This is a genomic window from Zobellella aerophila (assembly GCF_039539325.1).
Lineage (GTDB): Bacteria > Pseudomonadota > Gammaproteobacteria > Enterobacterales > Aeromonadaceae > Oceanimonas > Oceanimonas aerophila.
In genome coordinates this window covers 493,875-507,871 of record NZ_BAABCX010000001.1, presented here as the reverse complement: position 1 = coordinate 507,871, position 13,997 = coordinate 493,875, and the positions used below count along the sequence as shown (strand labels likewise).

At 50.9% G+C, this 13,997-nt stretch carries 10 protein-coding genes; 1 reads left to right on the top strand and 9 read right to left on the bottom strand.

Annotated elements, in window-relative coordinates; all coding sequences use genetic code 11:
- Positions 1-46 precede the first annotated feature (46 nt).
- From ABD806_RS02365 to ABD806_RS02345, 5 genes are all read right to left on the bottom strand, one after another.
- Positions 47-1,267 (bottom strand): hypothetical protein, encoded by a 1,221-nt coding sequence (locus ABD806_RS02365; protein WP_344954325.1) that lies wholly within the window; start codon positions 1,265-1,267, stop codon positions 47-49.
- A 327-nt stretch (positions 1,268-1,594) separates the two neighbouring features.
- The gene (gene cas6f, locus ABD806_RS02360) at positions 1,595-2,206 is read right to left on the bottom strand and encodes a type I-F CRISPR-associated endoribonuclease Cas6/Csy4 (protein ID WP_344954323.1); all 612 of its coding nucleotides are present in this window, start codon (positions 2,204-2,206) and stop codon (positions 1,595-1,597) included.
- A gap of 2 nt (positions 2,207-2,208) precedes the next feature.
- Positions 2,209-3,252: a type I-F CRISPR-associated protein Csy3 gene (csy3, locus tag ABD806_RS02355; RefSeq protein ID WP_344954321.1), complete on the bottom strand. Its 1,044-nt coding sequence runs from the start codon at positions 3,250-3,252 to the stop codon at positions 2,209-2,211.
- Complete coding sequence (locus ABD806_RS02350; protein WP_344954319.1) at positions 3,239-5,350, bottom strand: type I-F CRISPR-associated protein Csy2; 2,112 nt, start codon at positions 5,348-5,350, stop codon at positions 3,239-3,241. The genes csy3 and ABD806_RS02350 overlap by 14 nt, the downstream gene beginning before the upstream one ends.
- A 3-nt stretch (positions 5,351-5,353) precedes the next feature.
- The gene (locus ABD806_RS02345; RefSeq protein ID WP_344954317.1) at positions 5,354-6,598 is read right to left on the bottom strand and encodes a TniQ family protein; all 1,245 of its coding nucleotides are present in this window, start codon (positions 6,596-6,598) and stop codon (positions 5,354-5,356) included.
- 129 nt (positions 6,599-6,727) lie between these two features.
- Here ABD806_RS02345 and ABD806_RS02340 point away from each other — a divergent pair, with 129 nt between their 5' ends.
- Positions 6,728-7,027, top strand: a complete 300-nt coding sequence (locus ABD806_RS02340) for a hypothetical protein (RefSeq protein WP_344954315.1) — start codon at positions 6,728-6,730, stop codon at positions 7,025-7,027.
- Positions 7,028-7,040: 13 nt separating this feature from the next.
- Here the strand turns inward: ABD806_RS02340 and ABD806_RS02335 are convergent, their stop codons facing one another.
- From ABD806_RS02335 to ABD806_RS02320, 4 genes are read right to left on the bottom strand one after another with little or no spacing between them, the layout of a single operon-like run.
- Positions 7,041-8,618, bottom strand: coding sequence for a DUF2357 domain-containing protein (locus ABD806_RS02335; RefSeq protein ID WP_344954313.1), 1,578 nt, complete (start codon positions 8,616-8,618; stop codon positions 7,041-7,043).
- Between the two features lie 6 nt (positions 8,619-8,624).
- The gene (locus ABD806_RS02330; RefSeq protein ID WP_344954311.1) at positions 8,625-10,877 is read right to left on the bottom strand and encodes an McrB family protein; all 2,253 of its coding nucleotides are present in this window, start codon (positions 10,875-10,877) and stop codon (positions 8,625-8,627) included.
- 24 nt (positions 10,878-10,901) lie between these two features.
- Positions 10,902-12,365: a restriction endonuclease subunit S gene (locus ABD806_RS02325; RefSeq protein WP_344954309.1), complete on the bottom strand. Its 1,464-nt coding sequence runs from the start codon at positions 12,363-12,365 to the stop codon at positions 10,902-10,904.
- Entirely contained in the window at positions 12,365-13,993 is a 1,629-nt protein-coding gene (locus ABD806_RS02320; protein WP_344954307.1) for a class I SAM-dependent DNA methyltransferase, read from the bottom strand. The genes ABD806_RS02325 and ABD806_RS02320 overlap by 1 nt, the downstream gene beginning before the upstream one ends.
- Positions 13,994-13,997: the final 4 nt, after the last annotated feature.

Below are 13,997 nucleotides of genomic sequence, written 5' to 3'. Positions count from 1 at the left end.
CAGATGACTGGGAAGATCGGCTAGAGGATGATCATTAGTTTGTATTTTACTCAGGCTGCTTAAACGGCAGCCTGCTTTGCATCCATATACGATACTCAGAATAACATTTAAAATGATTGAGAATATCTTGATGATTAATATATTTCGTTTTTTTCTCCAAAAACCTATGCAATAGCCTTCCCCACCCTAAAACTAACTTCGCAATAACAAAGTGATAGAACTGGCCATCCTTTTCAGGTATCAGGTTGTTTATAAATCGTTCAAGTTGGTCATCAGTTGGCATTGTATCATTACGCCACTCATGTAGCCGCCTATTTTTTGTTTCTTTAATTTTTTCTGGTGAACGCGCTCTTTTACAGGGGATTCGACTACGCATGGGTTCAGGGTCTGGGATGTACTCCGCAATCTGACTCCATGATAAACTCCTGCTCTCCCTCCAATGATCCAGTAAGTTTTCAAATGCTTGATTTATCTTTCTTTTTTCATTATCAATGGACTTTGTAAAAACTTCACTTAATAAACCATCATACAGCTCACTAGCCAAACATGACTCACTTGCAACAAATGAATCCTCAATAACATCCAACTCAATACATACCAACAAAGAGAAATAAAAATCCAAGTAAAACTGCAAGCAGAAAACTTCTATTGTTTCCCCTTCTTCACTTGACAATAACCAGCAGCACTCTCCATCTACTCGCAACATGGGAAGAATAGAAAGTGATTTTTCAGCATTTGAATAATTAATTAACGTGTGATTTTTAACAGCATCTAATAACAACTTAATATAAAGAGGAACGTCAGCTTGTTGTGCGACTCGAAAAATGTGAGCCTCCACCTCAATTCGCCCTTCAATAAATGATATTGTTCGACGTAGCAATGGTTTATCCGGAGCGCTTCGTTGCAACCCTTCCTTTAAGCCTTGAATGGATGCAAGCCATACTGGGCCATTTCCTCGTTCCGCTGTATTCTCCTGTAGCATCCTCACTAATTCATCTATCGATAAATACTTACAGTCACTATTAACATCAATCATGAAATCTGTAATTTTATCAGCAACTCGGGAGGATACTCCCGTATCGAATGCTTTATTTAAAGTCTTCTTGTCTAGCCCAGCAGGAGGCTTGTCCAGCTTTCGATGTCGAGCGATCATTCTAATCATGGCAGGAGTAGATGCAGGTCCACCAAATAAGCTCACGACATCACTGATTGGAGGTAGCAACGCAAAATTAGAGCCAGAATAGGCCAGCTTTATTTTTTTAGCCACTTCAAAAGACCTTGCAGATAAAATTTATGAAAAACAGCCCAGTTCAAACTGGACTGTTTATATACACTCTACCTTTCCGGTAGTTCTAAGCATCCTCGTTTTGGTTGCTCTATTCCTGACCTAATCTCATCTGCCTATCCGGCAGTACACACCAGTGCGCTGGTGACCGGGTTGGCGTCCTGTTTCTCAGCTGCCTATCCGGCAGTACACTATTTAACATTATCTATAATCATAAACTTGTCAAAATCATAAAGCGTACAACTTGAAAAAAATCTTTTTCACACCAAAGACATAAGTATATGCTTATCAGCTAACTTTAGCACAATATCAAAAAATAGTTTCCAAGCAGTGTCCTAGCTCTGGCACTGTTCCTCTGTGATGTGAGTTTGTCGAGAGACCATAAGCATTATAGCCACAGCTCACTTCATCACTGGCTATCTCTTTTTGAATAAACAGTGCAAACCGTTGATTTGTACTACTGCTATCCACATAGGCCACATGAAAGTTATCTACTACTCTTTCTTCTAAATTTTCATCAGGAGAGTAAACTTCACCCCTGTTCTCTGCACGCCTTTTAGCCCTGAGCATACGCCTTCGCCTTTCACCAGCGAAGCACTTTGAAACACCTTGATTCCTGATAAAACGAACATCATAGACATGTTCAGGCACTTCAAAAACATCAGAAACACCAAAAAAACCTTCATTTTTCATAAATTTAAAATAATGTTCTTCATTTAATTCACAAACCTGCCTACTTGACACGCCAGAGAAAGATATGTGCCTACCTAGTGATTCACTACTCCACGAAGGAAAACCTACACCAACAGAAAAATTAGAGCATTTACCATGATGATAATGAAGAGTTTTAATACACCTTCCAGCCAACAGTTTTTCATCAGCCTTTTCGGGCATAAATTTAATGACAAAGGCGTATCTCATGCTTACTTCTCCTTCCCCCGTTGAAACATCCCTCCCTTAATCAATACAGACATCAAAAAGTGAATATCACCAGAAATCTGGCTACCATCTTGGCACTCACTGCCATTTATTTGTTCAACAAGCTCTTCCAGTTTTGTCAGAAGTTGGTAAAAGTCGTTCTTTCTCAACGGGTGCCGCATGGCTATCATACTGGCTCTATCTGCGCCATATTCATGTGTTCTCAGCGGTTTATCGGCATCAGGTGACCACCAGTCGTCAACCATCTGTATTGCAGCCCCAACTTTGTCGGATCTAAAGCAGGCAGCCTTGCTACCATCGTTACAGATAGCTGTCATTAGCTGCCGACTGCACTCACCTTTCCCTGCCTTTTCGGTAAAAGCCTGGCTAGGGTATACTTCATCACAAAACCCTGTTTGCATAATGGCATTTACATCAGCATACCAATAGGTGTCAGGAGTACTAAGTGCTACAGATAACTCAGAGCTCAACTTTTCAAGCTGCTCCTTATTTTCACTTTCCCACTTATCATGCCAGGTGAGCTGCCTTGAGTCCTCTATAGAATATTTACGACCTGAAGATGACTCCACTTCAATACGAGTTCCCCTAGTGTGCTTGTTTCGCCACAACCACCGACCCATCAATATATTTTTACAATATCTCCTGGACAGTTCTTGGTAACCCCCTTTCAATCTGTAGAGGTGAGAAAGCTCACTGAGCAATTTTTTCACTGCCCCATCAGAACACATGTTAGGTTCGAGTGAATTTGCTTCAACCCTCAAAGAGAATCGGCAGTACAGTTCACTGACTCCTGGTGGGACATAACAGCAATCAATAGTGTGTATATTGGCACAGGACAATGCATGTAGCCCTACATTCAAAGGCTTCATGCTATTATCATAGGCTTCATTTAGCCCCGATTTTTGTCCGGATATGGAGGTTCTTTCCACCTGTAGCGGATTGAACTCACGGTCTTTTGTTTGGTAATAGAAGATGGCTTTGCCGGGAGACAAAGAGCGCATATAGTTGAGGTGGTTACATATTATCATGATATTGGGGCTCAGCCGACACATCAGACCTAACCATTATCATAGTCCCGTCTTGACAATTTAGTCGCCAGAATGCACTGGACAGAAAATCAAAACACCCTTTCAGCCTTACACTGACAGGGTCTCGACACTGCACCAGCCCCATGGCTGGCTCTGCGTAACAATGCATGGGTTCCAACGCACCATCCCGCTGACCAGGTTTATGAAGCCCCACATATCCCAAATTAACAAGCCTCATGCTTGACTCAGATGCCATCTCTTCCAGCATTCCATCCAAGCTACAAACCTCTGTTTTTACAGGATATATCCAACGGCCATTTCGAGGCAGACGTGAAAGGATACTGAAGAGTTCGCCAGTATCATGATAGAGATGGCACCACTGACTCTGCTCGTATAGAGCTGGTGGTAACATTGTGCCGCCGGCGAAACGGCTGGGTAGTGCGGCCATTAACTGACTCACAGACTCCAGGTGCGACCCAGTCTGAATTGCTACTACTAGGTCCATGACCATGTCGCAGGTGCGTGTTTCTGTTATTCCGGGCCTGACAACAGGGCTGATTTTCACCCGTTTTGCCACATGGTCCGGCTCGGGCAAGTTACTACCTGCATTCAAGCTATATTGGCGAAGGAACCAGGCGGCTCCCTGAATCTTAACCTCAGCGCCAAGCTGCTGGCTCAGCCGCCGCTGGAATTGATGCACCATCCCTCCCAGCGCCGTTAGTGATGGCAGCCCACAAATGTAAGGGCCTGACAACGCCAGAGCTTCATATACCCTGAGCCCGGACATGTGTACGTAGCAAGTGCTGGAAGTAGTCGATGCCAGCGGGGTCTGATCCGACAGACGCTGTAATAGCCAATTTATTTCGTTCTTCAGCACAATCACTAAGTCAGGGTGGTATGCATAGGGCCGCCCTTTACGGTGCCCCTGTAACGCCTCATGCACAGCGGCAGCCAACTCGCCACTGAGCTCTGGTAGTCTTGGAAGAGGAATGGTTGCCAACCGCTGTGCCAGACTGACTACTGCATCATCTCTTGCAAGCTCTGATGAATTTGATAGTTCATCTCGCCATTCGATCACCGGAGCAAGCCAGTAGGCGAGCTGACGTCTCAACACCTGAAGAGCACGCTCGCGAACTTGTCTTGCCTGTTGATGGGACAGCAAACGATCCTGCCGGATAATGGCAGCCATGGCCCGCCTTGCTGAGTCACCTAGAATTGCACTGTGATCAAACAGAGCATCACCTAGCTTCTTGCGCGATTGAGAAAAGAAAGCTCGCTCACTGCGCCAGACTGGCGGAGGGTAAAACAACACCGCCAGGCGTCCACCCCGTGCTGCGGCCAGATCACCTATGCTGGCTGAGCGAGCGTGATTCAAATATGTAACACGAGCTTTTTTACTACTTGCAGCCCGTTGAATTTCTGCTACCAGACTATCGCTGATGACTGGCGTAAACGACAAATAGCGCGGAGTTCCCTGGCTATCATCAAGTGGAAAACGTAACTGCTTGGAATAGGGACTAACACTTTCCGGGCACAAGCTCACCTCAGTCTGTTTTTTAACCTCTTCGATGACTACCTCAACATCAAGCTTAGACAAACCCAGCTCAACCAGAGACTTCAGCCATACCTTTACTCCGGCGCTCAGTAAGAGAGCGAGGTTGGTAACGACTCCCTTGTATCTGAATGCACCTGAAAAAAGTTTTGCATGGTTAATATTGGCGCTGTTGTGTGTCCAGCCAAGATGTACATCTATGCCCGCACTGGTAACCAACCCACTGATCAAAGTAGGAGAAGGTGCAACCAAACGTTGCCCATGCACGCGAGTATCCGGATATTTCAAATTGTGACTATGCTGCCAGCGAACCGTTTCTATGCAACGGGAAAGATGAGCGGAATCTGCCAACGCCTCTGTGGCACTTTGTTCATCACACAAATCAACGTTTTCGGCCCTTCTGCGGGTGAGGTTGAGCAAAGTCACGAGCGCTGATTTTTCCTCTCCCACAGTTTCAAGCCAGGGTGCCAGTGACGCAAAACTCTGTCGCAGCTTGCCATTCCGTTCTTGAATGTCCTGTATGTTCAGTACGTCTCTCAGGTGCATAGCTCACCATTTGGGCAGATAAGTGTTCATAGCCGCATCTTGATGGGATTGCATGTAGGAAAGCTTTGCTTCAACAACATGCCGCAGGCGAAAGGCCGCCAGATTTGGGTGGAGGTCTTGCCTCAGCCCAAGGCGCTTACTTATTTTCAGCATCCCTTCCTGGCATAACCGGTACACCTGACTGTAATTGGTAGACAACAATGCTGCCGCTTCGGCCACCGACAGTAAAATGTCGCCAATATTGGGCTGTCGGGATCTTGGATGCTCCCGTACCAACTGGACCAGATAAGCCTGTACTTCGCGCAGAATGAAGTTTTTGCTGGTTTCTCGCATGGGAAGCTGCCCGCAAGCTGTCAACAAAGAACCGAAAACGCGACTAAAAGCAGTCTGGTGGTAGGCTTGCGTCAGACCATATTCAGCAGTCAGCCTTGTTTCTTCCAGCTCCTGCCACAAACTTTGAGGCCAGTTGCCAAAGTACTCGACTACACCAGAAAAATCGTTATTACTGATCTGGTCCGATTCCATGCCTGGCTGATGATGGCGTTGCCGGAACCAGAGCAGAGCACCAAACCTCATCGACTGATCCTGAGTTACCAGCAGAGGGTTGGAGCCAGCGCTGTGAGCAGGCTCACCGGCCACCAGGTCTGCCAGAGCTCCCAACTCGTCAGATGCTTCAGCAGGTTGCTCATGGGTTAGCTCATAGCCACACTGACACTGGATTATCGATTCACTCAACTGGTAATTCAGCTCAGCTTCACAACCAGGACACTGAAACAGCAGCGCGCAGCGATGCCGATGACAGGCGACATAGGGGTGATAATGCCAATATTGCCGAATGTAGGCAGATTCATTGATGCAATGAGGACACACAGGCACGCCAGCGGTGCGCAAAAACAGGCGGGGAATATCAACGCCGGCGCGATGTACCGCGACATGCTGCCCAAACCTGGCGGCCGATCCCATCAGTGACAGGCTCAGCAACTGCATGGATGGCAAATCGGTCATCTGTTCGATGAGTTGGAGCGCTCGTACCCGAAGGCCGCTGCTGTTCCTTGTGTGGTATACATTGACTCGGCTCAGGCTGCGAGGCCAAGCTCCTGCCGCTTCATGATCCCGCTCCATCAGCATTTCCCATAACACGCTGCTGAACACCGAGTAAGACTCAAAACCGTTATCCTGAGACAACCGAAGCAGATAGCTTTCAAGGGTCTCATCCGGGTAAGGCTCGGGTTTGAACAGAAATTTCATCAGCAACCACAAAACTAAGAATATCTTAGCTAAGGTTTAGCAGAGATTACCAACACGGCAAGTGCAACCAAGCATCAATCGCTATACTGGACTGCACATTTCAAGGACGTTTGGTCAGGGATGTTTTGAATGAAGATAACGAGCAAGAAGCTGGTAGATGTAGTTACCGATGTCCAGTGCGACGTTTGCGGCGAGAGTACCTCGGACAATGGTCGCTGCGGTCCCCAGTTCGGCGTGCTGCAGGCAAGCTGGGGGTATGGCTCGACACATGATGGTGAATCTTATCAGGTCCACCTGTGTGAAGGCTGTTTCTTTACGGCTTTGGCTACCCTTAAGGAACAGCATTCACGCAACAAAGCTTCCTCAGGAGAAAGCTGTGAGCCGGGCCTGGCGTTTGGCTTGGTTGAAGGTAGTAACGAAATTTTATAGACAAGACAGCAGCCTAAGCCTGTAGCCGTACCGGCAACTCAGACCATAGCAGCTTGCCCAGAAGCTCTTGGGCATCTTTCATCTCCCTCATCGAATAGCAACCGACACCATGCTTCCGCCAGTAATCCCCCTCGGTGAGCTCTTTAAGCTCCTTATTCGCCGGTACCAGGATCAGCGATAACTGAGCTCTGTCTTCATCTCGGCGTAACGCGTCATGGTAGATATGGGCCGAAGACATGGCGTCGAGAATGCGCCTGCGGCTGGCAGAGTACTTGCTGTCGAGGCAGATAAAGCGGGTCATACCCTGCTCCGTTACTTCCAGCACCAAATCCGGCCGGCGCTCACCGGTAATGGAGTAGTACTTGTAGCTGTTCGGCTTAGACATTCCTCGGCAGGTCATTTGATAGTAAAGCTGGATGGTCATGCCATTCCCGCTGCCACTCAGCAGCAGATCTGCCGATGTCTGCTGAATCTTCAAGGCCCAGTTGAGGTCCGGGAAGCGCTGCTTCAAGGCATGCGAAAGCGCGACAAAGCACCAGGCTTCGTATATTGCCCAGGTGGGTGCCAGGGCATGCTGCTCGTCGTCGGCAAGATCGGAAAGGCCCTGACGCAGCAACCGTATCCCCATTCTGTGAGCCTGGCTGTAATGGGGATACCCGGCCACCGAGTTCAGCTCTGCCCCGCTCTTCTTGCTGATGTTGGCCACCGCAAAAGGCAAACTCGCCGCTATGCGAGCCAATTGCCGATCCAGTTGCGCAAGGTACTTCCTGCGTCTGGGCAGACGAGCGCATATATCGGTTTCGGTTTCCGAGGCTTTTGTTGCCATCGTGGAAAGGCGCTGCTCCAGTACTCTGACCCGCCTTCTCACCTCTGTGAGCTGACGTGCTACCAGCCGGTTGGCCGGGGTATCCATGGTCGGCTCAAAGAAAGGCACATTAATGCGTGGGTCTGCATCGGTAACAGCAGTGTCTGTTGCTTCCGGCTCGCCGGCCAGAGCCGCCAGCAATCCCGGACGAGTGGCCAGCTGCTGCAAGCTTGTTCCATCTACCCGTTTTGCCACAGACAAGGGCATGTTGGCCCGCTGACTGGCATGACGAATAATAGGCCGCTCACAGATCTGTTTCAGGCCGTTAAGGTATCGGCCAATAAACTGACGCAAGCGGGCATACTCCAGCCACACTTGCTCAGGGGACGCCGAACGCCCTCCAAGCCCGTGCATGGCAGGCTCTCTGCCCAACAACAAGCCAGGGTCAAAGTCAGCGATTTGCTGCAGATATTCAAGATACTGCTCCCGTCCGGTTTTCTGCTGTTCTGGACCCACATCAACGACATAGCGAATGGGATCACGCAGTTGCGGCAGTTCCAGCTCAAGTTCAACGGATCCGGCATAGAACCCCGGCTGCCACTCCCAGTATTGCTGCCGCGCATCCATGTCCAGCGGGGCATCATCTACATACAATCGCGCCTGTTCACAGGGGACGGCAATCAGGTAGGTTTGCATTTCCATACAGCCGGTAAACGGCAAGCCCGGAGATAAGCAGCCACAGGGCGCAGCCTGCTCACCCTGCTTTTGTGAAATGAACAGCTCCATACTGCATCAACGCCAGAAACGCATCATGCCGGTATCGGTCAAATCAGTTTTGAGCGATTGCACCTTGGCTCTGCTGCGGGTCAAATCGTGCTGCTCCAGCACTTTCATCGTGTTATCCAAAGCCCGGTGCAGACGGTTGCTCTCTGTTCCTCTCAGCTTTGGCAGTATGCGGGCATACACCACATCATCCAGCGACTCGGTCAGCTTGCTGTCAGGCATTCTGAGCGCCTTATCCAGGTAACTGAGTACGTCCTCTACTGTACGCCAGCCAAAGTGCAGCCGTTCCTGTGCCAGTGCTTCCAGCAGCCCGTTCAGACATTCTCTTACCTGGGTCAGCTGATCTTCTGCCAGAGAAAAACGATGCCAGTGTGGATAGTCATCCAGATTGATGTCCCAGAATTCCAGGGTAAAGGCACGATCCAGCACCTTATCGGAAATGCCCTGGGTGGTTTCATCCATGTTCACCGTACCGATAAAGGCCACATTGGCCGGATAGGCCAGGGTCATGGGTACGCCATCAAAGCTGTCGCCCTCGTTATGCAGCCGTAGCCGATCTCCCGACTCCATGGCCGACAACACGGGTGCAAAATACTGCTCCGGGTGAGACAGGTTCATTTCGTCAAGGATCACCACAAAAGGCTGATCCGGATGGTTGGCCGCCGCCAACAGGAAGTCCAGCAAGGGTGAACGTACATAGTTGTCGGGTCGCAGCGGGTTGATATAACCAAACAAGGGAGAAGGATCATACCAGCCGGGCTGTACCGCCTGTACAAACACATGCTGCTCCGGCGACACGCCAAACTGCCGCGCCAGGGCTTCACCGTAACGCTGGGCCAGCAGCGTTTTGCCCGAGCCCGACAAGCCGGCCAGAATGGCAAAATGACGCCGCTCGTGTGCCCACAACCCACAATGCAACTGGCTGGCCTGGTGTTTTGAAAAGGCAGTGCCATCGGTCACGGCACCAATTAGTGCGGCTAAATCGAGACTGTTGATATCGAGTGCCGCAGCCGAAGACGGCTTGTCTTCCGACTCCGGGGTTACCATTCTGGGAAGGGGTTCAGGGGTCCAGTGGATCTGCCCTGCCCAATATCGGCCAGTGTCAGTCAGCACATGGGTATTGCTGTCTGTCGGGGTCAGCAAGTCGAAGTCACGCAACCATTTGAGCATGGCTCCCGGCGCATAGTTGGTGGTCCAGCCCGGGTTAACCTGCTTCAGCAACCGGATCAGCTCGTCGGTGGTCTTTTCCCCGTCCTTCAGGGCACACAACACATGATCCACCCCCAGAATCCGGGTAATAAACAGCGGGATCAGCTCCTGGGGATCTTCGGTTTCCAGGAACAGCTCTCCCCTCGCCGTCTGGGTGATCAAGCCGTCCACTTCCTGAATGACATAAAACTCATGTTTGAAGATACTGAGCAGAGTGCGCAGGCTGCTGTCCCGGTAATCGGGAAACTCCGCACGCAAAAAGTCCAGCAGCTCCTCACGGCTTACGCCTTCCACCACAAAACTCAGGGCACTGAACAGGGTATCCATGCCACCCCGAATGCTGGTAAAGCCCTTGCGCCGCTGCAGGGCGGGTAATGGCTTGAGCTCGAGCTTGCCCTGTAATGTGGAGGTTTCTGTCTCTACTTCGGTGCTGACGGTCTGCACATGATCTTCATACACAATCCAGGGCAGGGTCATGCGCTCAGCCAGTGCACGGGGGCTGTCTTCTGCCGGACCAAGCAATTGTTCCAGCCGGGCCATCAGCGCCAGTTGCCGGGGCACAGGACCGGGCTTGCCTCTGGCGGTGCCAAACCAGGCGCGATGACATTCCAGTGCCATTCTGCCGTAGGTGATGGTGCTGAAGTAGCGCGGATAAAAGGCGGCCAGCACCCGAAAAACTTTAACCCGGGCCACCCGGTTTCCATAAGATCTCAGCCTTTTTACAATCTCATCATGTAATTGCTGAAACCAGGCAAGACGAGCCTCCGCCCCTTCGGGAAGGGGTTTCAAAGAGGCTTCAGCCAACCAGCGTCGAAATGTCGGGTCGGCCAGAGCCGCACTCACATCCACGGTGCCCATGCCGACGCTGCTGACCGGGTTGTTCTCCCACAGCCGCTGCTGAAAACTCTGCGAGGCGCGGGTATCGAGATCGGCCTGTCGGACTTCGTCGAGAAACGCGGCTAGGTTGTCCAGCCAGCCCTTGCTGCGCTCAAAGGGCTGAATGGCGGTGACCACCGCTTTGAGCTGGTTATCGTCGGTTAAATTGATTGTCATAACATCCCTGTGCTGTTTATTAAGTTATTGTGTTGCCGCCGTGCGGCTTTTTTTGGTGCTGGTTTTCTTCTGGGTTGCCCGCTCGGCCTGAATGCGGGCCAGTAATGCCTCGGCGCTGTTATCGCCACTGACCAGTTCCGGGTTGGCCTCACGCCACGCCCGGGTCAGCTCGCCACTGAAGGCCCTGGCCAGAATGGACTGGGTCAGATTATTGACCCGGGCCAGAGCCTGATTGACCTGCTGCTCTATGGTATCCGCATAAGCAAACAACTGTTCGACTCGACGGACGATTTCGGTTTGTTCTTCGAATGGAGGAAACGGAAACTCCATATCTGCAAACCGCCCTGCTCCTAAGTGAGAAATATTGACAGTCCTTGATGCAATTTCCTGAAACCTTCCTGTTTTTAGGTAGCTCAAAAACAGCATATAAGAGAATTCGCTCGAAATAGAACCGTGTGGCCGGAACCTGACCAATGTATTGGTAAAACAGACGTTTTCTAACTCGTTTCGGAATATAGCCGGTCGGCCAACAAGCTCATGACTCTGCCCTTCATTGAGCAAAATATCACCATCACGAAGTCGATACCTATCAAAATCTTGGGTATCAAAATCCATTTCCATAACATCAGAGGTATCAATGTATCCTTCCATTACGTTTGCAACTCTCAGGTACGGGCGCATATTAGAGCCAGAGTGATATTTTGGCGCCCTCTGCCTTCCAAGTTGTACAGAGCCAACTTCCCGAACAAAAGCCCAACTCCATGATTCAGGTAGCTCATGGAATTTGGCCAGATCACTTTTTGGAGGCTTGCACGGATAAAGTTCTTTTATCGACTTTAATTGTTCTTTTGAATCACAAGGGTTTTCCCTGCGCCACTCTTCCGTCAGCTTGCCGCTCACGGCCGCCGCCAGCACAGACTGGCGAAAGCGCTTGAGGATGTGCGGTACCCGCTCCAGACGGGTTTGAATGCTCTCCACCTGAGCCAGCAGGGTGTCGAGGGTCTCGACGATGACTTTTTGTTCTGACAATGGTGCTAATGGGAAATCAAGTCCCTTTAAGACTTCTAGCCTAATCCCTTTTACAGTTGTCCCTGTACCCAACTGTTCAATATTTCTAGCGATAGAACGATACCAATAAATTAGGTAACCCTTTGAGATATCAGGAGGTAAAAATAGAGCTTTAAGGTCTTGGTTAATAGCTGAGTCAAAACTTGCTATAACAATCTTCCCTAAGCTCATACGTGTCGCAATAATAGGCGTACCAGCCGGTATAATATTTGTGCTACTGTTTTCTACCGCTTCCTGAGTTATATGATCCGCAGTGTCATAAAGAACATTTTTGTTCATATCTTTGACACTCATCCAAGGAATATGTCCCTTGTAGTAGTCAACTCGTGATTTACTGGGAGTGCCACCGCCAACGACTTGTAACAGGACGTTTTCAAGTACCGTTGCTTGCCATGGCTCGGGTATATTTAAGTTAGCCATTACTCCCCCTCACCCAGCATCTCTTTCAGCAGTACCCGCTGTGCATCCGCCTCATCACCGGCACCCAGCTCGCGCATCAGCGCATCCAGCTCGCCCAGAGCCTGTACCAGCTCGCTCATGGCCTCGCCTGCCAGCACATTGGGCTCCGGCAGGCTGGCGGCATCCACGCTGTCCTTATCCTTCAACCAGCTGATATCGAGGGAGTCGCCCTTGTGCTCCCGTATCCAGTCGCGGCTGAAGCAACGCCAGCGGCTGTGGGCCAGGTGCTCGTCCACGTTCTGGTTTTCATCGGCTTCTCTGGCCTCCGGTACCAGGTCGATGTCTTCCGCGCCAAAGCTCCATTCACCTTCGGTACGCGGGCTGGTGCCGTCGGGCTTGTCGCCGTATACCGCTTCGAAGGATTTGAGGTGCTGCTCGCCAAAGGGGCTGCGCTTGCCGAAGCTCGGCATATTGGTACGCAGATCATACACCCAGACGTTGTCGGTACAGGATTCGCTCTGGTACTTGTCGAGGGAGCTGCCCTTGGTAAAGAACAGCACATTGGTCTTGACCCCCTGAGCATAAAAAATACCGGTGGGCAGGCGCAGTATGGTGTGCAGGTTGCACTTGTCCATCAGATCCCGGCGCACCTCTGTGCCGACCCCGGCCTCGAACAAGACGTTGTCGGGCAGCACCACGGCGGCCCGGCCACCGGGCTTGAGGTTGCGGTAAATATGCTGCAAGAAAGCCAGCTGCTTGTTGCTGGTTTTATAGGTGAGATCGTCCCGGGTAATGCTGGCATCACCGCCCTTGGCGGTACCAAAAGGCGGGTTGGCCAGGATCACATCGGCCTTTGCCAGTGCGCTGCCCGCCTGCCCCAGGGCATTGCCCAGGTGCACCACGCCTTCGCCGTCCCCTTCCATGCCGTGCAGCAGGCAGTTCATCAGGGCCAGGCGGCGAGTGCCTGATACCAGCTCGATGCCCACAAAGGCTTTGTTCTTGTGAAAACGCTGCTCGGCGGCGGTCAGGTCGAACAGATCGTCGGTCTGCTCCTTGATGTACTGATCGGCGGCAATCAAAAAGCCTGCGGTTCCGGCTGCCGGATCCTGAATCACTTCGCCGGGCCGGGGCTTGATGCAGCGGACCATGGCGTTGATCAGCGTGCGGGGCGTGAAATACTGGCCCGCGCCGGACTTGGTTTCACCGGCGTTTTTCTCCAGCAAGCCTTCATAGAGATCACCCAGGCCGTCTTTCTGAGCGCTGAACCAGTCGATTTGGTCCAGGTTCTTGATCATTTGTTCCAGATGGCGGGGCTCGCTCAGCCGGGTCTGGGCATCGGCATAAATGGCGCTGATCAGTGGATCACCATGCACCAGGTTGCCGTCACCGTCCTTGCCGGTAGAGAGGCTGAGCAGAATACGCTTGTAGTCGTTAAGCAGATTAATGCCCGATTTGCCATTCAGATCCGTCCAGCGGCAACCTTCCGGCAGCGGGTGCTCCTTCAGAGTGCCGGACTCGGTGTTCTCATGCACCATTTTGATAAACAGCAACAGTACCAGCTCGGTGACATAGTCGGAGTAGCTGATGCCGTCATCACGGAGCACGTCACACAGGTTCCACAGTTTCTGGACGATATCGTTATTGGTCATTCGT

Bases quoted from the DNA above. Each gene is read 5' to 3' on its own strand.
- ABD806_RS02345 (WP_344954317.1), bottom strand. From the start codon at position 6,598: ATGAAATTTCTGTTCAAACCCGAGCCTTACCCGGATGAGACCCTTGAA.
- csy3 (WP_344954321.1), bottom strand. From the start codon at position 3,252: ATGATAATATGTAACCACCTCAACTATATGCGCTCTTTGTCTCCCGGC.
- cas6f (WP_344954323.1), bottom strand. From the start codon at position 2,206: ATGAGATACGCCTTTGTCATTAAATTTATGCCCGAAAAGGCTGATGAA.
- ABD806_RS02340 (WP_344954315.1), top strand. From the start codon at position 6,728: ATGAAGATAACGAGCAAGAAGCTGGTAGATGTAGTTACCGATGTCCAG.
- ABD806_RS02335 (WP_344954313.1), bottom strand. From the start codon at position 8,618: ATGGAGCTGTTCATTTCACAAAAGCAGGGTGAGCAGGCTGCGCCCTGT.
- ABD806_RS02325 (WP_344954309.1), bottom strand. From the start codon at position 12,365: ATGGCTAACTTAAATATACCCGAGCCATGGCAAGCAACGGTACTTGAA.
- ABD806_RS02320 (WP_344954307.1), bottom strand. From the start codon at position 13,993: ATGACCAATAACGATATCGTCCAGAAACTGTGGAACCTGTGTGACGTG.
- ABD806_RS02350 (WP_344954319.1), bottom strand. From the start codon at position 5,350: ATGCACCTGAGAGACGTACTGAACATACAGGACATTCAAGAACGGAAT.
- ABD806_RS02330 (WP_344954311.1), bottom strand. From the start codon at position 10,877: ATGACAATCAATTTAACCGACGATAACCAGCTCAAAGCGGTGGTCACC.